This window comes from Arthrobacter sp. PsM3, assembly GCF_030433895.1.
Lineage (GTDB): Bacteria > Actinomycetota > Actinomycetes > Actinomycetales > Micrococcaceae > Arthrobacter.
This window is the reverse complement of the sequence record NZ_JARUXE010000009.1, coordinates 117545-137900: the sequence shown is the minus strand read 5'-3', so window position 1 is coordinate 137900 and position 20356 is coordinate 117545. Positions and strand designations below refer to the sequence as shown.

Here is a 20356-nt window from a genome sequence, read left to right as displayed (position 1 = left end):
AAGGATTCTGATGCCACCGACCAAGCTCGACGCCGCCGTGACCGTTCCCGGGGAGGACTTCTCCCGGGTGGCGCTCACCCAGGAAGCGGTGGAACTGCTGCGCAAGCTGTGGCTCCAGCACGGTCCGCTGATGTTCCACCAGTCCGGCGGCTGCTGCGACGGCTCCTCGCCGATGTGCTATCCCGCTGGGGAGTTCATCACCGGCGACTCGGACGTGCAGCTGGGCCTGTTCGACATTTCCGACGGTCTACAGCCGCAGCCGATTGAGTTCTGGATGTCCAAGGAGCAGTTCAACTACTGGAGCCATACCCACCTGACCGTGGACGTGGTGCCGGGCCGGGGGAGCGGCTTCTCGGTCGAGGCGCCGGAAGGCAAACGGTTCCTGATCCGGTCCACACTGATGGACTGGCCGGTCTAAACCGGAGCTGGTCAGGCGCGGGCGGGCCGTGCAGGGAAACCTGCACGGCCCGCCTTTTGCGTCTCACGATGTGGGACAAATCTGGCCGTCCAGTGGATGGACACTACTATGGATAGGTCTGTTTCCAACCAGCTAGCGAGATTTTGGATTTTCCTATGAACCTATTCCGGACCAAATCGATCGAGCAGTCCATGTCGGACGCCGAGGAACCCGGACGGAAGCTGAAGCGCTCGCTCAGCTCCTGGGACCTGATGATCATGGGCGTCGCCGTTGCCGTCGGCGCCGGCATCTTCTCGGTCGGGGCCAAAGCTGCAGCAAACTTCGCCGGCCCGGCCGTGACCCTTTCGTTCGCCATCGCCGCCGTCACGTGTGCGCTGGCGATCATGTGCTACGCCGAGTTCGCCACCGCGATCCCCGTCGCCGGGTCCGCCTATGTCTTCACCTACGCCACCATGGGCGAGCTGCTGGCCTGGATCATCGGCTGGAACCTCATCCTCGAGCTGTTCACCGCCGGTGCGGTGATCGCCAAGTACTGGGGCATCTACCTCAGCAAGGTGTTCGCGCTGATGGGCGTGGACATTCCGCCGGCGATCTCCCTGGGCGGGGTGGACCTCTACTGGGGCGCCTTCCTGATCGTCGCCGTCTTCACCGTGCTGCTGGTACTGGGGACGAAGCTGTCCGCCCGCGTCGGCAACGTCTTCACGCTGATCAAGATCGCCGTCGTCCTCTTTGTGATCGTGGTGGGCTTCAGCTACGTGAAGTTTGAGAACTACGCGCCGTTCGTGCCGACCTCCCAGCCGACCGGGGGCACCGGTGCCGCCGACGTCATGAAGCAGTCCTTCTTCGGCTTCCTCACCGGCGCTGCCCCGGCGCAGTACGGCACCCTCGGCATCTTCGCCGGCGCCGCCCTGGTCTTCTTCGCCTTCATCGGCTTCGACGTGGTGGCCACCTCGGCCGAGGAGGTCAAGAACCCGCAGAAGACCCTGCCCCGCGGCATCTTCGGCGGCCTCGCCGTCGTCACCGTGCTCTACATCCTGGTGTCCCTGGCGCTGACCGGCATGGTGTCCTACACCGAGCTGGCCGAGGCCAAGAACCCGACCCTCACCACCGCGTTTGAGGCCGTGGGCAACACCGACGCCGCCAAGGTCATCGCGTTCGGCTCCCTCGTGGGCCTGACCACCGTGATCATGGTGCTGCTGATGGGCCTCTCCCGTGTGGTGCTGGCCATGAGCCGCGACGGGCTGCTGCCGCGCTCGCTGTCCAAGACCAGCACCATCCGTGCGACGCCGGTCCGCCTGCAGATCATCTGCGGCGCCGCCGTGGCGGTTGTCGCCGGGCTCACCAACGTGGACCTGCTGGAGGAAATGATCAACATCGGCACGCTGTCCGCGTTCGTGACGGTGAGCATCGGCGTGCTGGTGCTGCGCAAGAAGCGTCCGGACCTGAAGCCCGCCTTCCGGGTGCCGTTCGGCAAGGTGCTCCCGATCATCTCGGCCGTCCTGTGCCTGTACCTCATGACCAACCTGGCCGTGGAGACCTGGATCTTCTTCGCCGGCTGGCTCGTGATCGGCATCATCATCTACTTCTCCTACGGCCAGCGCCACTCCCGGCTGAACGAGAAGTTCGCCGCGGCCAGGGCTTCAGTCAACGGCCCCGCCGCCGGGGGCGCTTCCGCCGGCAACGCCGACGGCGGGTCCGGCTCGGACGAGTCCGGAAATGCCGACGCCGAGGCCGCGAAGAGCAAGGCCGGCGACAGCGGCGCCGAGGCTTCGAGGAACAAGGCCGCGGAGGACGAGGGCACCTACACCCGCGCCTAACCGGCGACCGTCCGGTCCTGAGAAATCGAGGTCGCCGGAGCCGCGCCCCAGTCGCTGCAAGCTTCCGGCGACCGGGCGCGGCTCCGGCAACTTCGGCGTTGGGCCCTGGATCGGAGTCCCCATCAGGGGGCGGCGAAACAGCTGATCCAGTTGACGAGGGGCCGCAGTTCCTCCCAGCGCCGGGCCACCTCAGCCGCCGCGCCCGGGGTGGCGAGCCAGCCTGGCTGGCCGACGTTCGCGCCCGCCGTCAGGGACTTGTGCTTGAGCAGTTCCGCCCGCGGATGGTCCTTGTCGAAACCCCGCGGGACGGTTTTCAGGCTTTCGCCCTCCACGGCAAAGCCCGCCGCCTCGATGTCCTGCACGATGGACTGCAGGGCCCCGCCGCTGGACGGGGCATCGACAGCGCTGCGAAAACGCGTCAGCTGGGCCGGCGTCTGGGTGTGGCAGCCGCCTCCGATGAGGAGTCCGTCGGCGCTGAGCTGGATGTAGAAGCCGACACCGTCGGCGGTGGGTGCAAGGGCGCCCTGGGCAGTCTTGTACGGCGATTTGTCGAGCGAGAACCGGATGTCCCTGTTGGGCCGGAAGAGCTTGGCCGCACCAAAGGACGGCTCCAGCTCGGCCAGCAGCAGGGTCAGCGGGCCTTTCACCGCGGCGTCGTAGGTCGCCTTGTGTTCCAGCCACCAGTCGCGGTTGTTGTTGCGTTCAAGCTCTGCGTAGAACTGGAAGGCGGCATCCGGGATGCCTGCGAATGTGTCCATGTATGGATCGTAGGGATACCGGCGGTGCCATGGCGAGCGGCCGTTAACGCCATGTGGAAAAGCGCAAAAAACTCCCCGCCACGGAGATCCGTGGCGGGGAGTTTCAGGACGCGCGCTAAAGCGCTAACGCGGGCTGACGCGGGGCCAGCGGGCGCGAACGGGCTAACCCGGACGCACGATCAGATCTTGTTGGCTGCCTCAGCGTCGGAGACAGCGACTGTGCCCAGGTTGGCCCGCAGCTTGGCGCCGAGTTCGGCGTCGACGTTGGTCCAGTACTGGATGGCGCGTTCCTTGATGCCGGCGTTCTGCACGCCGCCCACGGCACCGGTGATGGTGTCGAGGAAGCGGGCCTTGGCTGCTTCGTCATAGACGTCGCGGTACAGCGTTCCGGCCTGGCCGAAGTCGCTGTCCTCGGAGTGCAGGGTCGCAGCGGTGCGGACCAGGGCGCCGTCGTACTCCCAGGAACCCTCACCGGCGCGGGCCGGATCGGCGACGGGGCCGCCGAAGGAGTTCGGGGCGTAGACCGGGGCCGAAGCCGGCTTGTAGCCGTGGCGCAGCGAGCCGTCCTGCGAGTAGTTGTTCACCGGCGAGACCGGGCGGTTGACCGGGAGCTCGTTGAAGTTGGTGCCGACGCGGTAGCGGTGGGCATCCGGGTAGGAGAACACGCGCGCCATCAGCATCTTGTCCGGGGAAATGTCGTGGCCCGGAACGACGTTCGCGGGAGACAGGGCGATCTGCTCGATCTCGGCGAAGAAGTTCTCCGGGTTGCGGTTCAGCTCGAAGCGGCCAACCTCCACCAGCGGGTAGTCCGCGTGCGGCCAGACCTTGGTCAGGTCGAACGGGTTGAACCGGTAGGTCTTGGCATCCTCGTACGGCATGACCTGGACGTGCAGGTCCCAGCTGGGGAAGTTGCCCTCGGCGATGGCCTCGTACAGGTCGCGGCGGTAGTAGTCGGCGTCCTCGCCGGCAAGCTGCGCAGCCTGTTCGTTGGTGATGTTGTGCTCGCCCTGGTTGGAGCGGAAGTGGTACTTGACCCAGAAGCGTTCGCCTTCGGCGTTCGTCCAGAGGTACGTGTGGGAGGAGAAGCCGTGCATCTCGCGCCAGGAGCGGGGCAGGCCGCGGTCGCCCATGAGGTAGGTGACCTGGTGGGCCGACTCGGGGGAGAGGGTCCAGAAGTCCCACTGCATGTCGGCGTCACGCAGGCCGGAGCCCGGGAGGCGCTTCTGCGAGTGGATAAAGTCCGGGAACTTGATACCGTCCTTGATGAAGAACACGGGGGTGTTGTTGCCCACGATGTCCAGGTTGCCCTCAGGGGTGTAGAAGCGGGTCGCGAAACCGCGGACGTCGCGCCAGGTGTCCGGGGAGCCCTGCTCGCCCGCCACGGAGGAGAAACGGATGGCCGTGCCAACCTGAGCGCCCGGCTGGAATGCAGCCACGCGGGTGAAGCGGGAAACGTCGCCGGTCACCGTGAAGGTGCCGAAAGCGCCGCCGCCCTTGGCGTGGACAATGCGCTCCGGGAGCCGCTCGCGGTTGAACTGTGCGAGCTTCTCGACCAGGTAGCGGTCGTGGAGCGCGGTGGCCCCGTCGGCCCCGGCGGTCAGCGAGTGCTCGTCGGACGCGACGGGGGCGCCGGTCTGGGTGGTGGTCGCGGTATGCGAGATGGGCGCGGAAAGGTTCGCAGTCATCATTCTCCTTTGTTGATTTCTTGCTGTTCAGATGTCGAGGGAAGTTTTTGGGTGCGCTGGCAGTCCTGGCAGATGCCCTGGTACAGCACATCGGCGATCTGGATGGTCATCGGCCGGGCGTTCTCGTCCCAGCTGGGCGTCAGGCACGGCGCATGTCCGACGGCGCACTCGACGTCCTCCACCCGGCCGCAGCTGATGCAGACGGCGTGGTGGTGGTTGTCGCCCACCCGCGTCTCGTAAAGGGCGGGGGAGTGCGGCGGCTCGAAACGGCGCAGCATCTGCAGATCGGTCAGATCGCCGAGGACCACGTACACGGACTGCGCGGTCAGCTCCGGAAGGTCATGGCGGGCGGCGGCGAGGATGTGCTCGGCGGGGGAATGCGGGTGATGCTCGACGGCGGTGAGCACCGCCAGCCGCTGTTTGGTCACCCGGCGGCCGTGGGCACGCAGGGCGGCAACCCATGCCTCGTGGGTGCCCGCCGTCTCCGTCATGCCCCCATTCAAGCACCTATTATGAACCGGTCATAATAAGGCTCGGCTTATCCCCGCGTGTTACGCCCTTCGGGACGGGTCAGGTCCCGGCACGCGGGTCTCACGCCGGCGTCGCCGGCCGGTCCGCCGGGGCCCACTAGAGTGTCCGGGTGGGGAAATATCTGGCGGACATCACGCCCTTGCGCGAGAGTCCGGCGTTCCGCCGCCTGTGGCTGGGTTCCGCCGTCGCATCCGTGGGCAGCCAGCTGACCCTGGTGGCCGTGAGCCTGGAGGTTTACCGGCTCACCCAGGACAGCCTCTACGTCGGGCTGCTGAGCATCTTTGCCCTCGTCCCGCTGGTCTTCGGCGGCCTGTTGGGCGGCTCGATCGCGGATGCCCATGACCGGCGCAAGGTGGCACTGCTGGCCTCCTCGGTGCTGTGGCTGACCACCGCCTGCCTGGCGCTGCAGGCCTGGCTCCACCTGGGCAACGTCTGGCTGCTCTATGTCCTGATCGCGGTGCAGAGCGGCGCGCAGGCCATCAACCAGCCTGCCCGCAGCGCCATCATCCCGCTGCTGGTCCGCAAGGAGCTCCTGCCCGCCGCCAACGCGCTGAGCATGATCAGCTTCGGGCTGACCCTGACGGCCGGGCCGCTGCTGGCCGGGCTGCTGGTGGCCACGGTCGGGTTCGCCTGGACTTACACCATCGACGTCGCCACCTTCGCCTTCGCCGTCTGGGCGCTGTTCAGACTGCCCGCCATGCCGCCGGGGGAACATGCGCGTCCCGCGGGGCTGCGCTCCGTCGTCGAGGGCTTCCGCTTCCTGGGCACCCGCCCCAACCTGCGGATGACCTTCATCATCGACCTCGTCGCCATGATCTTCGCCCAGCCCCGGGCACTGCTGCCCGCGATTGGCGCGGTGATGATCGGCGGCGGCGAAACCACGGTCGGGATCCTGCTGGCCTCCACCGCCGTCGGCGCGTTCCTGGCCGGCCTGTTCTCCGGCCCGCTGGGCCGCGTGCGGCGGCAGGGGACCGCCGTCGTCTGGTCCGTGATGGGCTGGGGCGCCTCCATCGCCGGGTTCGGCCTCGTCGTCGTGCTCGCCGGGAACGCCGGCGCCGGCGGAGTGACGTGGTGGCTGCTGCCCGCGGCCCTGTGCTGCGGGCTGGCCGGCATCGCCGACTCGGTCAGCGCCGTCTTCCGCACCACGATCCTGCAGGCCTCGACGCCGGACCACCTGCGCGGCCGGCTGCAGGGCGTGTTCATTGTGGTGGTGGCCGGCGGGCCGCGGGTGGGGGACATGCTCGCCGGTGGTGGGACTAAGATTTTGAGTGAAGGCTGGGTCCTGCTTTTGGGCGGCCTGTTGTGCATCGCGGTGGCGTGGGCCGTGGCGCATTCGCAGTCGGGCTTCCTGAGGTACGACGCGCGGAACCCGGTGCCGTAGCGGGACGTTTTTCCTGTGCGGGTCGATATTGGGACGACTTCTGGAGGAAACAGTGCACCAGCATCACAACGGACTGAAGACCGCAGCCCTCTTCGGTGTGCTGTGGGCGGTGCTGCTGCTCCTCGGCGCGCTGATGGCCTCCAGCATGCGCAGCGCCGCACCGATCTGGATCATGGCACTGGTCGGCATCGCCACGACGGCCTACGGCTACTGGAACAGTGACAAGATCGCCATCCGGGCCATGCAGGCCTACCCCGTGACGGAGGCCGAGGCGCCCCAGCTCCACCAGATTGTCCGGGAGCTCTCCGCCGCGGCGCAGCAGCCGATGCCGCGGATCTATCTCTCGCCCACGATGGCCCCGAACGCCTTCGCGACCGGACGGAATCCGCAGAACGCGGCGGTGTGCTGCACCGAAGGCATCCTGCGGATGCTCGACGCGCGGGAACTCCGCGGAGTGCTGGGCCACGAGCTGATGCACGTGTACAACCGGGACATCTTGACCGCCTCGGTGGCCGCCGCCGTCGCGGGCGTCATCACCTCGGTGGCGCAGATGTTCCTGATTTTCGGCGGCGGCGGGGACCGGCGCAACGCCAACCCGATCGCCGCAATCGCCATGGCCCTGCTGGCGCCGTTTGCTGCCTCGCTGATCCAGATGGCCATCTCCCGAACCCGGGAGTTCGACGCTGACGAGGACGGCTCCAAGCTCACGGGTGACCCGCTGGCGCTTGCCTCCGCCCTGCGCAAGATCGAGCAGGGCGTGCAGCTGGCGCCGCTGCCGCAGGACCAGCGGCTGGTCAACGCCTCGCACCTGATGATCGCGAACCCGTTCCGCGCCGCGGGTGTCGCGAAAATGTTTTCAACGCACCCGCCGATGAGCGAGCGGATCGGCCGGCTCGAGCGGATGGCCGGCCGCCAGCTGGGCTAGCCGGGGGTTGTTCTCGGCCGGGTTGCATCCGCCCGGGGGCACTATGGGCCCAGAGTTCGACGGCGGCGCCCCAGTTGGCGGCGTGTCCGCGCCAAAGTGCCCCCGGGGCGCGGGCCGGCCGCGGCGGCTGCCTCGGATCCGGAGGGTCCCGGGGCCGCGGGATAGGGGCTGCGGGGCAGGGTTCGCGGGACAGAGGATGCCCGGGCGCTGAGTCAGGCGACGAAAAGTCGCTCGCCCACGAATCCGCCGGGCTGCACGCCCGGGGGAACGGCGAACAGCCCGGAACCGGTGTGTTCCAGGTAGTCCACGGCCAGGGTGTCCTTCCGGGCCATGGCGAGCTGCATGGGCACATAGTGGGTGCGCGGATCCTTGACGAAGGCGATGAAGAAGAGCCCGGCGTCCAGATGCCCCAGCCCGTCCGAGCCGTCCGTGTAGTTGTAGCCGCGGCGGAGCATGTGCACCCCGTTGTTATGCGATGGATGCGCCAGCCGGACATGGGAACTTGTGGCGATCAGCGGCCCGCCGGCCCGGCCCGGGGCGTCAAAGTCCGGGGCGGAGAACTCAGTCCCGCCGGACAATGGTGCCCCCTCTGACTTGGTCCTGCCGATCAGGCCTTCCTGTTCCCGCAGCGAGGTCCGGTCCCAGATCTCGATGTGCATCCGGATGCGGCGTGCCACCAGATAGCTGCCGCCCTCCATCCATGCCTCCGGGGCCGGCGCTCCGGCGGGCACCCACACATGCTCACTCAGGAGCCCGGTGTCCTCCGACTTCACATTGCTCGTGCCGTCCTTAAAACCGAAGAGGTTGCGGGGAGTCTGCTGGGAACGTGAGGTTGAGGCAGTGCGCCCGAAGCCGAGCTGGGACCAGCGGACCTGCGCCTTCCCGAAGGCGATGCGCGCCAGGTTCCGGACGGCGTGGACGGCCACCTGGGGATCATCCGAGCAGGCCTGGACCACAAGGTCCCCGCCGGTCCGTTGCTCCTGAAGCTGGTCGCCCGGGAAATGCGGCAGGCCGATAAGGGCTGCGGGCCGGCGGCCCTCCAGCCCGAAGCGGGCGCTGCCGCCTTTCTCGAAGAGGGAGGCGCCGAAACCAAAAGTCAGCGTCAGCCGCCCGGCAGCGAGGCCCATCGCTTCGCCGGTGTCCTCCGGAGGGGCGTCGTAGGGGCCGTTCACCGCGCCGGTGGTTCCGGCTTCCCTGCCCGCCGTGAGGGCTGCGGCTGCCTCCGTCCAATCTTTCAGCAGGGCAATGAGCTCGGCGCGGTCTTCGCTAATCACATCGAAGGCGGCCATGTGGAGCCTGTCCTGGGCCGGCGTAATGATGCCGGCCTGGCGCTCGCCATGGAACGGCACGGTGTCGGAGGCCGGCACCTCCGCGGGTCCCGCGGCTGCGTCGCGGCCGAAGATTCCGGCTGTTAGACCCGCTGCCGCACCGACGCCGCCGGCCCCGGCAAGGGAGAGGAGGCCGCGGCGGGATACCGTGCTCACAGGACGACCGCTGCAGTCAGCCGGGACAGGGGTTCGCCGAGGGTGTCCACCAGGGCCGCAAGCTTCCGGACCTGTTCTGGGGTGAGATCGTCGTAGGAGGCGAACCCGGTGCCCCGGGCATGGGTCCCAAGTTCGGTCTGCAGGGCGGAAAACCTGGTGTCCAGCTTCGCGGCCAGCGCAGCGTCTTTTTTCTCGAGGACGGGGCGGAGGTTCTCGAAGGCTATCCGGGCGCCGTCGACGTTTGCCTGGAAGTCCCAGAGATCCGTGTGCGACCAGATTTCCTCCTCGCCGGTCACCTTGCCCGTGGCGACCTCGTCGAGGAGCTCCTTCGCGCCGTTGCCCAGCTTGTCCGCGGTCAGGCCCAGGGTGCGGGTCCGCTGGTAGAGGTCCTCGGTGTCCGCGACGAGCTGCGCGGACAGTCCGGCGCGTTCCGCGCTGGTCATCGCCGTGTAGCCTGCCGGGGCGAAGAGGTCCTTCTCGGCGCGGTGCCAGCCGGTCCACGCCTCTCCGGGTTCCAGGTCGGCCTCGCGGAGGTCAAGCTTCGGATCCAGGTCGCCGAAGGACTCGGCCACGGGTTCGATCCGTTCCCAATGCATGCGCGTGGAAGCATACAGCCCGCGGGCCGTCTCCGTCTCCCCGGCGGCGAACGCCGCGGCGAAGGACCGGGTTCCGGCCAGCAGCTGCTCGGTCTGGTCCTTGACGTAGGCGGTGTACTGGCCGGTGGCGGTGTCCGTGAGTTTCTGCAGGTCGTCGTCGACGGTCACGGCCTGGCCCGTGCCGGTGACCGTGAACGCGGCGCGGAGGCCGTCGCCTTCCATCCCCGGTTTGCAGGCCGTGAGGTACTTTCCGGCGGGCACCGTGGCCACGAGGTTGCGGGTGATTCCCGGGCCGATGTTCTCGACCTCGGCCAGGATCCGCAGCCCGTCCTCGGCGAGCAGGTAGAACTCGGTGACTTGGTCGCCGTCGTTGCTGATGGCGAAGGTCAGGTTGCCGCTGGGAGCCTCGGCGGCGGAGACCTTGCACTCGCTGCTGGTGCTGGACACAGTGATCGCTGCGCCGTCCGTGGAGGCGGCGGGCGCGGCGTTGTCGGTGCAGGCAGCGAGCGTGAGGGGCAGCAGTGCGGCGGTGGCGGCGAGGCCGAGCCGGCCTGAAAAACGGCGCGGGGAAGTGCGGAACGCAGTCATGGGGGTCCTTCGGGATGCAGACGGGTGCGGGTGGGAGAGGGGTGAGCCGGGGTGTCAGGCCGCGGCGGAGGCTGACGGGGCTGCCGCTGCGGCCGGTTCGCCGGGGGTCCGGCGCAGGCTGCGGCGGTATGACCGGAGATAGAGCGCCATCACCGGAACCACGTAGAGGGCCCAGGCGGTGGCCTCGAGCCAGGTGGTGGCGGGGGAGAAGTTCAGGGTCCCCTTCAGCAGGGTGCCGTACCAGGACGACGGCGGCACCGCTGCCGTGACGTCGAAGGCGAGGGAGTGTAGGCCCGGGAGCAGGCCGGCCTCCTGGAGGTCGTGGACTCCATAGGCAAGGACGCCGCCGGCCACCACGATCAGCGCAGCGCCGGTCCAGGTGAAGAACTTGGCCAGATTCACGCGCAGGGCACCGCGGTGGAGCAGGTAGCCGAGCCCCGCTGCGGCGGCCAGGCCCAGGACTGCCCCGAGCAGCGGGGAGGTCGACTGTCCGGCCGACTGCGCGGCGGCCCAGAGAAAGAGGGCCGTTTCGAGTCCTTCCCGGCCCACGGCGAGGGCGGCGACGGCGACGAGGCCCCAGGCGGCGCCGTCGGCCACCTTGTCGATCTTGCCGCGGAGGTCGCTGCCGAGGGTCCGCGACGTGCGGGCCATCCAGAAGACCATCCAGGTGACGAGGGCGACGGCGGCAATCGACAGGCTGCCCCCGATCGCTTCCTGGGCCTGGAACGAGAGTCCGCGCGGGCCGAAGGTCAGAAGGGCGCCAAAACCAATGGAGACCGCCACCGCCAGTCCGACGCCGGCCCAGATGCGGGGAACAAGCTGCCTACGTCCGGTCCGGGCCACGTAGGCCAGCAGCAGGACAACGATCATGGCGGCTTCAAGGCCCTCGCGGAGGCCGATCAGGAAGTTCGCGCTCATATGGATGCTTTCGGGTAAAAGTAGCTAACTAAGGTTTGCCTAAGAACCAAGGTAACCCTTACCCGCGGAAATACGAAAATCTTACGTGACCTAATTATCCGGCGGCCCGGCGGCCCGGCAGCCTGGTGGCCCGGCGCGACGCGCGTTTCGTCCCGTGACGCACAAATGGGCTGGCGATGCCGGAATACCGGCGCGCCAGCCCTTTTGTGCAGCGTCAGAAATTCTGCGCCGCGGACGACCCTAGCTTCGGAAGTTCACGAACTGCAGGTCGGCCTCGTCGAAGCCTTTCAGCAGGTTCATGGTCTCCTGGAGGTCGTCGCGGGACTTGGAGGTCACCCGGAGCTCGTCGCCCTGGATCTGCGACTTGACGGACTTGGGGGCCTCGTCGCGGATGAGCTTGTTGATCTTCTTCGCCAGGTCCTGGGCGATGCCCTCCTTGATGGTGGCTTCGAGCCGGAACTCCTTGCCGGAGGGGTAGGGCTCGCCCGTGTCGAGGGACTTCAAGGAGATGCCGCGGCGGATCAGCTTGGACTGCAGGACGTCCAGGACGGCGAGCACGCGCTCTTCGGAGTTGGCCTTCATGAGGATCTTCTCGTCGCTGAAATCGACCTCGGCGCCGACGCCCTTGAAGTCGTAACGCTGGACCAGTTCCTTCTGCGCCTGGTGCAACGCGTTGGCGACTTCCTGCTTGTCGACCTTGCTGACGACGTCGAATGTGGATTCGCCTGCCATGACTGTCCTCCTGATGGTTGGGGGGTGCCCGGTGAAGGGCCGTTGTGTCTGCAATCCAGCCTAGTACGGATGCCCCTGATGTGAAGGCTGCAGTGCGTTGTCCGGTTCACAGCCCGCTCAAAGGTGGGTCAAGGCGGGAACGAAGTTCCGGGCGGCAGAGTTGCAGGAGTTGGAAGAGTCGTTCGAAAGGCACGCACCATGCAAAACAAGGCCGTCAGGTATGCCGTCCGCTCCACCGCAGCAGCCGCCGTTGGTCTCGCCACTGCCGCAACGTCGGTGGCGGCGGCAACACTGGCGGCCTCGATCATCTTCAGCCCGGCCGCGGATGCCTCGTCGCGGCTGGATGGTGTTCACGCCGATCTGGCACGTGCCATCCAGCTGAACCAGATCACGGAGGAGCAGGCCGCGCGGTTTGAGTCCAAACTCGCCGGACGCATCCTCGGAGAAGCCTGATTTTCCGGGGTTTTTGGGGCCACAAAGCGCCGATTCGATTCTTCGGCATAAGTTCTGTAAAGTTGTCTTGCCCGCGGTTACTGGAAGCGGAACGGACTGGAAACAGCCGTTCTGAACATGGAAGCCGCGAGTGATCTTCTTTTGAAGTTCGGCAGATTACCCGAGCGGCCAAAGGGGGCTGACTGTAAATCAGCTGGCAACGCCTACGGGGGTTCGAATCCCTCATCTGCCACCCTTGGAAAAGCCTCCGGAACCAACAGGTTCCGGAGGCTTTTTCTTTGAGTGCGAGGACGAACGCGGCGGCAGTGATTGCCAGCGCCACGACGACGGTCCCGTAGCCGCTGATCCTGGGGCCTCAGCAGGCGCTCATCCTCGAATGCGTCAACAGCCCACGCGGAAACTGGAGCAAACATCGGACTTTCCCCCCTGTTGCCGTAGGGGAGGGCGCTTCAACGTGGTTCCTATGGCCCCGCCCGCAGAGGCAGGCTTCGCAGGGTCACCTGTGCCCAGCACCTCGGAGGAGATCAGCGCCATGGCGAAACTGACGAAGAGCATCACCATAAACGCCCCGGTTGAGAAGGTGTTCGACTTCGCGAGGGATGTCGGCAGGCTCTGGGCCTGCTTTCCGGAGGTTGCGGTCAGGGATGTTGAGGTAAAGCCAGACGGCGTCGGCTCCTCCCCGATGGTTCACGCACACGCTGGGGATCCACAACGAAGGAACCATCGAATTCGCCGGGGTCGTCCCCAACCAGCGCATCGTCGCGAAGTCCTCGGCCGGCCGGTCTCTACCAACATGTTCGAAGCCGAGGCCGGCGGAACGAAGCTGACGGTCGACGCCGAGTGGCACCTGCCGGTCCCGCCGGCCGGCCCCCCGGTCGAGGCGCTGATCATGAAGCGGAGCGAGAAAGACGGCGAGGCGATGCTGGCGGGCATTAAGGTCCAGGTGGAGGGCACCGCGGCCTGACGGGCAGGGAAGGGTTACGCCCCACCCTGCCACGTGTCCGGCGTCGTGAGCGCTGCCCGGGGGGGCTCACCCGAAAGGGATGATGCGGCGACGGCCCGCTGGCGCTGTAGTGGTCTCAAGACCCCTGGTGGCACATGATGCCTGCGGGCTCCCGATCCGCCGTCGGGATCACCCGGTGCGGGTGGTGACGGCCCGGCAGGCGCCGAACACACTTAGACCAGCGTGCCGGACAGTGCGCTCGAACCAGAACGGAGGAAAGCCAGTGACAACCACACCGGAGACCGAGGCCCACGGGCCGGTCGACTTTGTGCTCCTTGAGTTCCCCATGGCCGGACTGAATGGACGCGCGAGTGAAGAGCTCATCAAGCTCGTGGAGCAGGGTGTGATCCGGCTCTTTGATCTTCTTGTCGTCATGAAGGGCGAGGACGGCACGGTAGAGGTGCTCGAGCTTACCGACCCCGGCGGTCCCGCGGAGGCATTCTCTTACTTCGACGGCGCGCAGTCCGGGCTCCTTGGCGATGAGGAAATTGCCGAAGCCGCAGATGCGATTCTCCCGGGGAGCCTCGCCGCGCTGATTGTTTACGAGAACATCTGGGCGGCACCCTTCGTGGCCGCCGTCCGAGACGGCGGGGGCGAGCTTGTCGCGAGCACGCGGATCCCTGCCCCGGACGTGATGGCCGCGCTCGAGGCCCTCGACGCCCAGCCGCCCGTGGCCTGACACACAACACACAACCCGCGATTGCGAGAGGAGAGAGATTATGGGACTGCTTAGGGGTATGGCGCGGACGGCAGTCGTCGCCGGGACGGCATCAGCGGTCAGCGGCCGCGTCCAGCGGCGGCAGGCTTCGAAGTTCGCCGAAAAGGACGCAGCGACCGCGGCGAAGCAGCAGGAGGCCTACAACCAGCAGATGGGCCAGCAGCAAGCCGCCTACCAGCAGCCGGCTGCACCCCCGCCCGCCGCCGGCGGAATCTCCAACGAGGCCATCCAGCAGCTCAAAGAGCTCGGGGCGCTCAAAGAGCAGGGGATTCTCACCGAACAGGAGTTCGAGGCGCAGAAGGCCAAGATCCTCGGCGGCTAACGCCGCCAGGGCATCTTGCTCCGACAAGACACCCGCACTTGCGGAGCAGGTGCGGGGTATTGCCTTGCGCGTTTGCTTCCTGAGGCCGGCTGCTGTCAGCCGACTTTGGATCCGGCGAGGATCGCGTCGATCTGGCCGAGGGCCTGTTTCATGCCCTCTTCCATTCCCATGGCGAGCACCTTCTCCAGCGCCTCGGCGGAATCGAAGGTCGACACCATCGTCATCCGGGTGCGGTTGTCGATTGCCTCAAGCCGCATCACGGCATGGCTCGTGCCCATGGTGGGGATCGGGTCGCCGTTCTCGTCGGCGAAACCGTCGTCGAACTCCAGCCGGTGCGGGGCCTCGATCGCGGTGAAGCGCCACCAGCCCCGGCTCTTCTCGCCCCCGGGCCCGGTCATGAAGTAGCTGGCCTTCCCGCCGGAGACGAACTCGTGGCTGTCGAAGGTCGCGGGCCAGGTGGGTGGGCCCCACCAGCGCTCAAGCTGGCGCGGGTCCTCCCAGACCTGCCACACGCGCTCGACGCCGGCGTCGAACTCGGCGACGACGGTGAAGCTCAGGGCCTTGGCATCCTTGTGCGAACTGATAACGGTCATGGCGGAACTCTTCCTATCCCTCTGCGAGAATGTCTGCGATCCGGTCGGCCCGCTGCCGCCAGATCGATTCGTACTCATCGAGCAGCCGTCGAGCTCGTTGTAAGCCGTCGTGGTGGGCCCGCACGATCTGCTCCCGTCCGCGCTTTTCCTTCGTAACGAGGGAAGCGCGCTCCAGCACCGCCACGTGTTTCTGTACGGCGGCGAAACTCATGGCGTAGTGCTCCGCCAGCCTGGACACCGAGTACTCGCCGGCCGTCACCCGGGTGACGATGTCACGGCGGGTGGCGTCGGCGAACGCCTGGAACAGGCGGTCCAGTTCGGCATCCCGGAGCTCATCTACAACCATTTGGTTGTAGAATAATCCGCCCGCGCCGGGGTGTCAACGCGTTTTTGGAAGGCTATTTCGCCATCCCGGGGTGGACCGCCACGTACTCGATCTTGTTCGTGGGCTGGACCGTCTTTTTCGGCGCCCGGGAGAACCCCTTGGCGTCCAGGTGGTTCTCGGCCCGGTACACGGCCTGGGCCTCGTCATAGATCGCGTTGAGCCGTTCTCCGGAGAATTCCTCCGAGGATCCATCGTTGAACGTAACGGAGATGACGGTGCTGCCCGGAAAGTGCCGCTTCATGCGGATGAAGCCTTCGGGGTCCTGCTGGAGATTGATCAATGCGGTCCTGCCTTCGGGATGGGGGACTTCCAGTGTCCCGCACCTTCCCCGCAACGGCCGCACGCCGCAGCCTGGCAGGGCGGAAGGCCCCTCACTGTGGGGCCTTCCGCCGATTCCGGGCTAAACCTTCTCACGTGTCCGGCCGGCCTTCGCCGGCTCTTCGACGGTGAATTCCCTGCTGCGGCGGGGGAAGGCCCAGAACTTGAATTCAGGCGCTTTGGCCCGGGGCTCCGGTCGCGCCTCGGTTTCCTTTGGTTCATCCTTCTTGACGTCCCGCCGGAATTCCTTGTTGTACGGGTAGCACATCACTGACCTCCTTATCGTGACTGCCCTTTAATCCTCCTCCGCATCGGCCGCTGCGTCGATACTGCCGACGCCGCTGTACCTAGTTGCCGCCGGCAGTGCCGATGCTGGAGCGACCGGCCTTTTTGTGTTGGGGCTGGTGCTGTTGACAGGAGGGATCGGTTCTGTCGCTTGGGGGCTGGTGCGGCGCTCCCGCGACCTGAAAACGGCGCGGAGCTACGCCAGCAGGGAGCCCTCGTCCTCGGACGAGGACCGGCCGGTCAACCCGTGTGGAATCCCGAAATCGTACGGCGCGGTTCCTCCGCTGTCGTGACCGGGGTCGCCGGATTGCGGCGCTACCGTCCTGCGGCGCTACCGTCCCGAAGCGCTACCGTCCTGCGGTGTCCACGACGCAGAAGCGGTTGCCTTCGGGATCGGCCAAAATGACGTAGTCCGCGTCCGCGGGACGATTGTTCCACTCCACACGGCTCGCGCCCAGCTGCAGGAGCCGGTCGACATCGCGGGCCTGCTGCTCCGAATAGAGGTCGAGGTGGATCCGGGGCGGGACCTGGACCTTCGACGGGACGCGGTCCAGGGAGAGGTTCGGGCCCGCCCCGTCCCTGGGCTCCAGGACGACGAAGTCCTCTTCGGGCGGCCGGCGCGGCACGTAGTCCAAGGCGGACGTCCAGAAGTCCAGTTGGCGCTGGAGGTCCTCAACACGGATGACGATGGAGCCGATGCTGATCATGGGGCCAAACTACACCGCCTCCGGGCTCGCCGGTGCCGGCGCTTGGGTGTGGTGGAGGCTTAGTGCGCCCGTGGTGACGGGCGGGTAGCTTGGTCCTATTCCGGCTGGAAGGACGGTGGCGCGGTGGGCAGGATCGAGGAGTACCGGGAGGCCCTGAAGGGGCTCGATGACTGGATGCCCTATCTGAACGCGCACAGCGCTCTGCCGGGCCCGCGCGGCAACCTCGAGCTCGTTGCGGCCTGCGGCGAGGAAGCAGACGTCCCGAGGGCCGAGCAGCTGATTGCGACGGGCGACGAGTTCGCGACCGTGTGCGGCGTCGTCGCGCTCGGCCGGTACCTCGGCCTGCATCCCGGGGACAGCCGGCACCTCGAGGTCCTGCACCGGTATGCCGCCGATTCCCGCTGGCGCGTCAGGGAAGGTGTTGCCATGGCGCTGCAGCGGGCCGGCGATGACGATCCCGGGCTGGCGTTCGCGCTGGCCGAATCCTGGGTGCACGATCCGGACCCGCTGGTCCGACGGGCCGCCGTCGCCGCCATCTGTGAACCCCGCCTCCTGCGGACGCCGGCGGCAGCCCGCCGGGCGCTGGAACTCCTGGACCGTGTCACGGGCGATCTCGTCCGCGTCCCGGAGGACGGACGGCGCTCGCCGTCCGTCCGGACCCTCCGCCAGGCCCTCGGCTACGGCTGGAGTGTTGCGATTGCGGCGCTCCCTGCCGAAGGTCTGCGGATGTTCGCGGAACTGGAGCAGAGCGCTGATCCGGACATCGCCTGGATCGTCCGCGAGAACTCGAAGAAGAACCGGTTCCGGAAGCTGTTGGACAGGCGGCCCTAGCCTGTGCCGAGGAGCTGGTCGGTCGCCTCATCCGGCTGCCCGTCGAAGTACTTGGCCAGAACCTCCTGGAAGACGTTCTGCTGCGGGTCCGCGCGGAGGAAGAGGGTCATGGAGGAGTGCAGCTTGCGCTCGTCGATGCCGCCGAAGATCTGCCCCGCGGTGCGCCCTTCCAGTCCGGCCACGGCCCCGGCGCATTCGATCAGCCGCGGGCCCAGGACCGGGTGGCGCAAATAGGCCTTCGCTTCAGCCAGGGAGGTGACGGCGTACTTCCGGGCGGTCGGGCTCAGCCCGAGCCCGGCGACCTGCGGGAACACAAACCACATCCAGTGGGTGCGTTTCAGCCCTCCACGCAGTTCGTCGTGAGCGCGCCGGTAGGTTCCGCCCGCGTCCTGGGCCGCGACGAACCGTTCAAGGTCGTAGGGATCATCCACAATGTCCTCCTGGTCCTCCTCGTCCCGCTGGTCCGGGTGCCGTCGCTTCCGTCCGGGCGCCAGCGCGCCAACCGCCGCGGGGAGATCACTCCTCGAAGCGTGCCGTGATGTCGGTGTCGCCGGCGATGGAAGCAACCACCATCGCCGCGATGTCACGGATCTTCATGTTCCTGTTGTTGGATGTATTCCGAAGGATCTTGAAGGCAGCTTCACGGCCGCACCGGTTCTGGGCCATGATCGCCCCGATCGCCATGTCGATGGTGGTCCTTGACTGCATAGCGGCGGCCAGGTTATCCCGGGATTCTGTGAGCTGGGAGATCCGCAGGGCCAGCAGGAGCGCCCGCGCGGCGTCGGAGGCAAACTGCTGGGCAACCGCCAGGTCCTCGACAGAAAACGCATCGGTGCGCGGTGAGTAAAGGTTGATGACGGCGGAGTTCTCATCGTCGAGCAGCAGGGGGATCTGGACGATGCTGTCTGATCCTTCGCCGGTGCTGCCCACCGCTGAGGAAGGCTGCTTCCTCCGGCTGATGGTGATCCCACAGGTCACCTCGCGGTCTGGGCGGGACAGTTCCTTTGCCGTCAGGCTGGCCAGTTCGGCTAGGAAACCATCGACTCGGGTTCCCGCGCCGGAGCTGTCCAGCACAAGATCCAGCAGCGTACTGACGCTGCCGCTGATGGTGTGGGCCGTGGACGAAACGGCACGGTTGTCACTCATAGCTGCCCCCAATTCCCGGCCGCGCGCTGAGCAAACGGCGGCTTTCTTCCATCCTATTGCGGGGGATCCGCCGAAGGTAGTGTGGCGCCGTGCAGGATGTCCGCGGCGATGGTGTGGAGCCTGGTGTCGGTTGCCCTGGCGGCCAGGTGCAGCAGTTCCATGGCCCGTTCCCTGCTGCACCGGTTCTGGATCATGATCAGTGCGACGGCGGCGTCCACGATGGCGCGGGATTTCAAGGCAGCACGGAGATGCTCGGGGTAGATTTCCGGGGGGTGCACCTTGAGTGCCAGTCTTAGGATCCGCGAGATGGACGAGGCATGGCGCTCCACCTCCGCAACCGTGGCCTCATCAAATACGCCGCTGGTGCGCGAGTAGCAGTTTAGCGCTGCGGCTGAGCCCGGATCCGTGCTGATTGGAACGGCCAGGACCGACCGGATGCCCTCGCCGGAGATTGCGGAGGCGTAGTGCGCCCAGCGGTCCTCATTTTCCACATCGGTAACCAGAACGGTGGTGCCGTGACGCAAAGCGGTGAGGCAGGGGCCGTCGTCGAACGCGTATTGCTTCTCATCCAGCCGTTTCGCGTCCTGGCCGCTGCTGGCAACGGTGGCCGGAGTGCCCTCCCTTTCCACCGTGATGGCGCACAGCATGGGCTCGGAACCGCCGAGTAGGGTCGCGGAGACGGTGGTCAGGCCCAGAAGGAACTCGGTGAACCCTGGACTTTCCAGCAGGAGATCCTGCAATTGCTCGGGTGTTGGAGATGCGCCGGTACCGGAAACCATGCCGGCCTCAATCCTAGGAACGCTGGGCGTCCGTGACGCGCCTGCTTAGCGGTTGCGAACTCTTAATCGCCAGCAACCAAAATAGCGAAACCTATGGACCCTCAAGGCTGAGATCAAGCTACTAGCGACACTACTCCCTGCGGTGGAGCGTGAATACAGGCGCGCCCCGCCGGCCCGCCGTATGCTTGAGTCCTGCGGCGATACGCGCCGGCTGGCGTCTGCGCCAGTATGGACCCTGAGGTGAATATGAGCGTGGACCTGCCGCTGGCTGACGAGATCACCGCCGTTTTCGCACGGGCCTCACGGCTGCTGCTGACAGAAGAGACGGTTGCCCACGCACTTCGGCTGATCACGGATGCCGCGACGGCAGCGATTCCAGGCTCTATCGGGGCCGGCGTGAGCCTGATCAACGGTTCGGGGCTGCGGCAGACGACGGCCGCGTCCGACGCCGTCGTGGCTGAAGCCGATGCGCTCCAGTACGAGCTGGGGGAAGGCCCGTGCATCACGGCCTGGGCCAGCGGTGAAACCGTCCTGGTCGAGAATCTGGCCTCCGAACGGCGGTGGTCGCGCTGGACTCCCGCCGCGGCCGCCCTGGGAATTTCGTCGTCGGTGAGCTGCCCGCTGCGGTCAGGCGACCTGGCACTGGGAGCCGTCAAGGTCTATTCGGACGGCGGTCAGCAGCTTGGCAACGGCATGGTCCGCCTGGCCGAGCTCTTTGCCGAACAGGCAACGCTTTTTGTCATCCACTCACAGGCCCGCGAGGCTGCCCTGACGCTGAGCGACCGTTTGCAGGAATCCCTGGCGCAGAGGGACGCGATCAGCATGGCCAAAGGCCTGCTGATGGCCCGCAAAGGCACCAGTGATGAAGAGGCATTTCGGGATCTGATGACGCTCTCGCGGCAGTCGGGAAAGCCCCTGGCCCGGGTCGCGGCGGAGCTGCTGGCCGCAGCCAGACCCCTCGAAAACTAAGCGCAGGACGACGG

Annotated in this window: 25 protein-coding genes and 1 tRNA gene; 11 read left to right on the top strand and 15 right to left on the bottom strand. The window is 67.0% G+C overall.

Going from position 1 to position 20356, the window contains the following annotated elements; all coding sequences use genetic code 11:
• The first annotated feature begins 10 nt into the window (after positions 1 to 10).
• Both QCD75_RS06890 and QCD75_RS06885 read left to right on the top strand, forming a co-directional pair.
• Complete coding sequence (locus QCD75_RS06890; protein WP_226758832.1) at positions 11 to 418, top strand: DUF779 domain-containing protein; 408 nt, start codon at positions 11 to 13, stop codon at positions 416 to 418.
• A gap of 155 nt (positions 419 to 573) precedes the next feature.
• Complete coding sequence (locus QCD75_RS06885) at positions 574 to 2235, top strand: APC family permease (RefSeq protein WP_301226972.1); 1662 nt, start codon at positions 574 to 576, stop codon at positions 2233 to 2235.
• 122 nt (positions 2236 to 2357) lie between these two features.
• On the opposite strand, the gene QCD75_RS06880 is transcribed toward QCD75_RS06885, so the two are convergent.
• The 3 genes from QCD75_RS06880 to QCD75_RS06870 form a co-directional block, all read right to left on the bottom strand.
• Positions 2358 to 2993, bottom strand: a complete 636-nt coding sequence (locus QCD75_RS06880) for a DUF2461 domain-containing protein (RefSeq protein WP_301226970.1) — start codon at positions 2991 to 2993, stop codon at positions 2358 to 2360.
• Between the two features lie 179 nt (positions 2994 to 3172).
• Positions 3173 to 4678 carry a catalase gene (locus QCD75_RS06875; protein WP_301226968.1) on the bottom strand — a complete coding sequence of 502 codons (1506 nt, stop codon included), beginning with the start codon at positions 4676 to 4678 and terminating at the stop codon, positions 3173 to 3175.
• On the bottom strand, positions 4678 to 5169 hold the full coding sequence (locus tag QCD75_RS06870) for a Fur family transcriptional regulator (RefSeq protein WP_301226966.1): 492 nt from the start codon (positions 5167 to 5169) through the stop codon (positions 4678 to 4680). Before QCD75_RS06870 ends, QCD75_RS06875 begins: the two co-directional genes overlap by 1 nt.
• A 149-nt stretch (positions 5170 to 5318) precedes the next feature.
• Here QCD75_RS06870 and QCD75_RS06865 point away from each other — a divergent pair, with 149 nt between their 5' ends.
• Positions 5319 to 6590 carry an MFS transporter gene (locus QCD75_RS06865; protein ID WP_301226964.1) on the top strand — a complete coding sequence of 424 codons (1272 nt, stop codon included), beginning with the start codon at positions 5319 to 5321 and terminating at the stop codon, positions 6588 to 6590.
• A gap of 52 nt (positions 6591 to 6642) precedes the next feature.
• The gene (gene htpX / locus QCD75_RS06860; RefSeq protein ID WP_301226962.1) at positions 6643 to 7515 is read left to right on the top strand and encodes a zinc metalloprotease HtpX; all 873 of its coding nucleotides are present in this window, start codon (positions 6643 to 6645) and stop codon (positions 7513 to 7515) included.
• Between the two features lie 212 nt (positions 7516 to 7727).
• Here htpX and efeB read toward each other — a convergent pair whose 3' ends face one another.
• The 4 genes from efeB to QCD75_RS06840 all read right to left on the bottom strand — a co-directional run bounded on the left by efeB (position 7728) and on the right by QCD75_RS06840 (position 11833).
• The gene (gene efeB / locus QCD75_RS06855) at positions 7728 to 8999 is read right to left on the bottom strand and encodes an iron uptake transporter deferrochelatase/peroxidase subunit (RefSeq protein ID WP_301226960.1); all 1272 of its coding nucleotides are present in this window, start codon (positions 8997 to 8999) and stop codon (positions 7728 to 7730) included.
• On the bottom strand, positions 8996 to 10183 hold the full coding sequence (gene efeO / locus QCD75_RS06850; RefSeq protein ID WP_301226958.1) for an iron uptake system protein EfeO: 1188 nt from the start codon (positions 10181 to 10183) through the stop codon (positions 8996 to 8998). The genes efeB and efeO overlap by 4 nt, the downstream gene beginning before the upstream one ends.
• Positions 10184 to 10237: 54 nt before the next feature.
• Positions 10238 to 11101: an iron uptake transporter permease EfeU gene (gene efeU, locus QCD75_RS06845; RefSeq protein ID WP_301226956.1), complete on the bottom strand. Its 864-nt coding sequence runs from the start codon at positions 11099 to 11101 to the stop codon at positions 10238 to 10240.
• A 240-nt stretch (positions 11102 to 11341) separates the two neighbouring features.
• The gene (locus QCD75_RS06840) at positions 11342 to 11833 is read right to left on the bottom strand and encodes a YajQ family cyclic di-GMP-binding protein (RefSeq protein WP_301226954.1); all 492 of its coding nucleotides are present in this window, start codon (positions 11831 to 11833) and stop codon (positions 11342 to 11344) included.
• A gap of 198 nt (positions 11834 to 12031) precedes the next feature.
• On the opposite strand from QCD75_RS06840, the gene QCD75_RS06835 reads away from it, so the two are divergent.
• From QCD75_RS06835 to QCD75_RS06815, 5 genes are all read left to right on the top strand, one after another.
• Entirely contained in the window at positions 12032 to 12286 is a 255-nt protein-coding gene (locus QCD75_RS06835; RefSeq protein ID WP_301226952.1) for a hypothetical protein, read from the top strand.
• 150 nt (positions 12287 to 12436) lie between these two features.
• Positions 12437 to 12518: transfer RNA gene (locus QCD75_RS06830), tRNA-Tyr, on the top strand.
• Positions 12519 to 12818: 300 nt separating this feature from the next.
• Complete coding sequence (locus QCD75_RS06825) at positions 12819 to 13250, top strand: SRPBCC family protein (RefSeq protein WP_301226950.1); 432 nt, start codon at positions 12819 to 12821, stop codon at positions 13248 to 13250.
• 262 nt (positions 13251 to 13512) lie between these two features.
• Positions 13513 to 13968: a DUF6325 family protein gene (locus QCD75_RS06820; RefSeq protein ID WP_301226948.1), complete on the top strand. Its 456-nt coding sequence runs from the start codon at positions 13513 to 13515 to the stop codon at positions 13966 to 13968.
• 40 nt (positions 13969 to 14008) lie between these two features.
• On the top strand, positions 14009 to 14329 hold the full coding sequence (locus QCD75_RS06815; protein ID WP_301226946.1) for an SHOCT domain-containing protein: 321 nt from the start codon (positions 14009 to 14011) through the stop codon (positions 14327 to 14329).
• Between the two features lie 95 nt (positions 14330 to 14424).
• Here QCD75_RS06815 and QCD75_RS06810 read toward each other — a convergent pair whose 3' ends face one another.
• The 5 genes from QCD75_RS06810 to QCD75_RS06790 form a co-directional block, all read right to left on the bottom strand.
• The gene (locus QCD75_RS06810) at positions 14425 to 14922 is read right to left on the bottom strand and encodes an SRPBCC family protein (RefSeq protein ID WP_301226944.1); all 498 of its coding nucleotides are present in this window, start codon (positions 14920 to 14922) and stop codon (positions 14425 to 14427) included.
• A gap of 13 nt (positions 14923 to 14935) precedes the next feature.
• Positions 14936 to 15268, bottom strand: a complete 333-nt coding sequence (locus QCD75_RS06805) for an ArsR/SmtB family transcription factor (protein ID WP_301226942.1) — start codon at positions 15266 to 15268, stop codon at positions 14936 to 14938.
• A gap of 52 nt (positions 15269 to 15320) precedes the next feature.
• Positions 15321 to 15587 (bottom strand): hypothetical protein, encoded by a 267-nt coding sequence (locus QCD75_RS06800; RefSeq protein WP_301226940.1) that lies wholly within the window; start codon positions 15585 to 15587, stop codon positions 15321 to 15323.
• Positions 15588 to 15707: 120 nt separating this feature from the next.
• On the bottom strand, positions 15708 to 15893 hold the full coding sequence (locus QCD75_RS06795) for a hypothetical protein (RefSeq protein ID WP_301226939.1): 186 nt from the start codon (positions 15891 to 15893) through the stop codon (positions 15708 to 15710).
• Positions 15894 to 16257: 364 nt separating this feature from the next.
• Positions 16258 to 16617: a VOC family protein gene (locus QCD75_RS06790; protein ID WP_301226937.1), complete on the bottom strand. Its 360-nt coding sequence runs from the start codon at positions 16615 to 16617 to the stop codon at positions 16258 to 16260.
• Between the two features lie 123 nt (positions 16618 to 16740).
• Here QCD75_RS06790 and QCD75_RS06785 point away from each other — a divergent pair, with 123 nt between their 5' ends.
• On the top strand, positions 16741 to 17448 hold the full coding sequence (locus tag QCD75_RS06785; protein WP_301226935.1) for a HEAT repeat domain-containing protein: 708 nt from the start codon (positions 16741 to 16743) through the stop codon (positions 17446 to 17448).
• On the opposite strand, the gene QCD75_RS06780 is transcribed toward QCD75_RS06785, so the two are convergent.
• The 3 genes from QCD75_RS06780 to QCD75_RS06770 form a co-directional block, all read right to left on the bottom strand.
• Positions 17445 to 17879 (bottom strand): DUF1810 domain-containing protein, encoded by a 435-nt coding sequence (locus QCD75_RS06780; RefSeq protein ID WP_301226933.1) that lies wholly within the window; start codon positions 17877 to 17879, stop codon positions 17445 to 17447. The two genes, QCD75_RS06785 and QCD75_RS06780, sit on opposite strands and share 4 nt — an antisense overlap.
• Positions 17880 to 17964: 85 nt before the next feature.
• Positions 17965 to 18594: a GAF and ANTAR domain-containing protein gene (locus QCD75_RS06775; RefSeq protein WP_301226931.1), complete on the bottom strand. Its 630-nt coding sequence runs from the start codon at positions 18592 to 18594 to the stop codon at positions 17965 to 17967.
• A 53-nt stretch (positions 18595 to 18647) separates the two neighbouring features.
• Positions 18648 to 19373, bottom strand: coding sequence for a GAF and ANTAR domain-containing protein (locus tag QCD75_RS06770; protein ID WP_301226929.1), 726 nt, complete (start codon positions 19371 to 19373; stop codon positions 18648 to 18650).
• Positions 19374 to 19619: 246 nt separating this feature from the next.
• Between QCD75_RS06770 and QCD75_RS06765 the strand changes: the two genes are divergently transcribed.
• Positions 19620 to 20342, top strand: a complete 723-nt coding sequence (locus tag QCD75_RS06765; protein WP_301226927.1) for a GAF and ANTAR domain-containing protein — start codon at positions 19620 to 19622, stop codon at positions 20340 to 20342.
• Positions 20343 to 20356: the final 14 nt, after the last annotated feature.

Coding starts and splice junctions, on each gene's coding strand:
- QCD75_RS06890 (WP_226758832.1), top strand. CDS start 11: ATGCCACCGACCAAGCTCGACGCCGCCGTGACCGTTCCCGGGGAGGAC.
- QCD75_RS06885 (WP_301226972.1), top strand. CDS start 574: ATGAACCTATTCCGGACCAAATCGATCGAGCAGTCCATGTCGGACGCC.
- QCD75_RS06880 (WP_301226970.1), bottom strand. CDS start 2,993: ATGGACACATTCGCAGGCATCCCGGATGCCGCCTTCCAGTTCTACGCA.
- QCD75_RS06875 (WP_301226968.1), bottom strand. CDS start 4,678: ATGACTGCGAACCTTTCCGCGCCCATCTCGCATACCGCGACCACCACC.
- QCD75_RS06870 (WP_301226966.1), bottom strand. CDS start 5,169: ATGACGGAGACGGCGGGCACCCACGAGGCATGGGTTGCCGCCCTGCGT.
- efeO (WP_301226958.1), bottom strand. CDS start 10,183: ATGACTGCGTTCCGCACTTCCCCGCGCCGTTTTTCAGGCCGGCTCGGC.
- efeU (WP_301226956.1), bottom strand. CDS start 11,101: ATGAGCGCGAACTTCCTGATCGGCCTCCGCGAGGGCCTTGAAGCCGCC.
- QCD75_RS06840 (WP_301226954.1), bottom strand. CDS start 11,833: ATGGCAGGCGAATCCACATTCGACGTCGTCAGCAAGGTCGACAAGCAG.
- QCD75_RS06835 (WP_301226952.1), top strand. CDS start 12,032: ATGCAAAACAAGGCCGTCAGGTATGCCGTCCGCTCCACCGCAGCAGCC.
- QCD75_RS06825 (WP_301226950.1), top strand. CDS start 12,819: ATGGCGAAACTGACGAAGAGCATCACCATAAACGCCCCGGTTGAGAAG.
- QCD75_RS06815 (WP_301226946.1), top strand. CDS start 14,009: ATGGGACTGCTTAGGGGTATGGCGCGGACGGCAGTCGTCGCCGGGACG.
- QCD75_RS06810 (WP_301226944.1), bottom strand. CDS start 14,922: ATGACCGTTATCAGTTCGCACAAGGATGCCAAGGCCCTGAGCTTCACC.
- QCD75_RS06805 (WP_301226942.1), bottom strand. CDS start 15,268: ATGGTTGTAGATGAGCTCCGGGATGCCGAACTGGACCGCCTGTTCCAG.
- QCD75_RS06795 (WP_301226939.1), bottom strand. CDS start 15,893: ATGTGCTACCCGTACAACAAGGAATTCCGGCGGGACGTCAAGAAGGAT.
- QCD75_RS06790 (WP_301226937.1), bottom strand. CDS start 16,617: ATGATCAGCATCGGCTCCATCGTCATCCGTGTTGAGGACCTCCAGCGC.
- QCD75_RS06775 (WP_301226931.1), bottom strand. CDS start 18,594: ATGAGTGACAACCGTGCCGTTTCGTCCACGGCCCACACCATCAGCGGC.
- QCD75_RS06770 (WP_301226929.1), bottom strand. CDS start 19,373: ATGGTTTCCGGTACCGGCGCATCTCCAACACCCGAGCAATTGCAGGAT.
- QCD75_RS06765 (WP_301226927.1), top strand. CDS start 19,620: ATGAGCGTGGACCTGCCGCTGGCTGACGAGATCACCGCCGTTTTCGCA.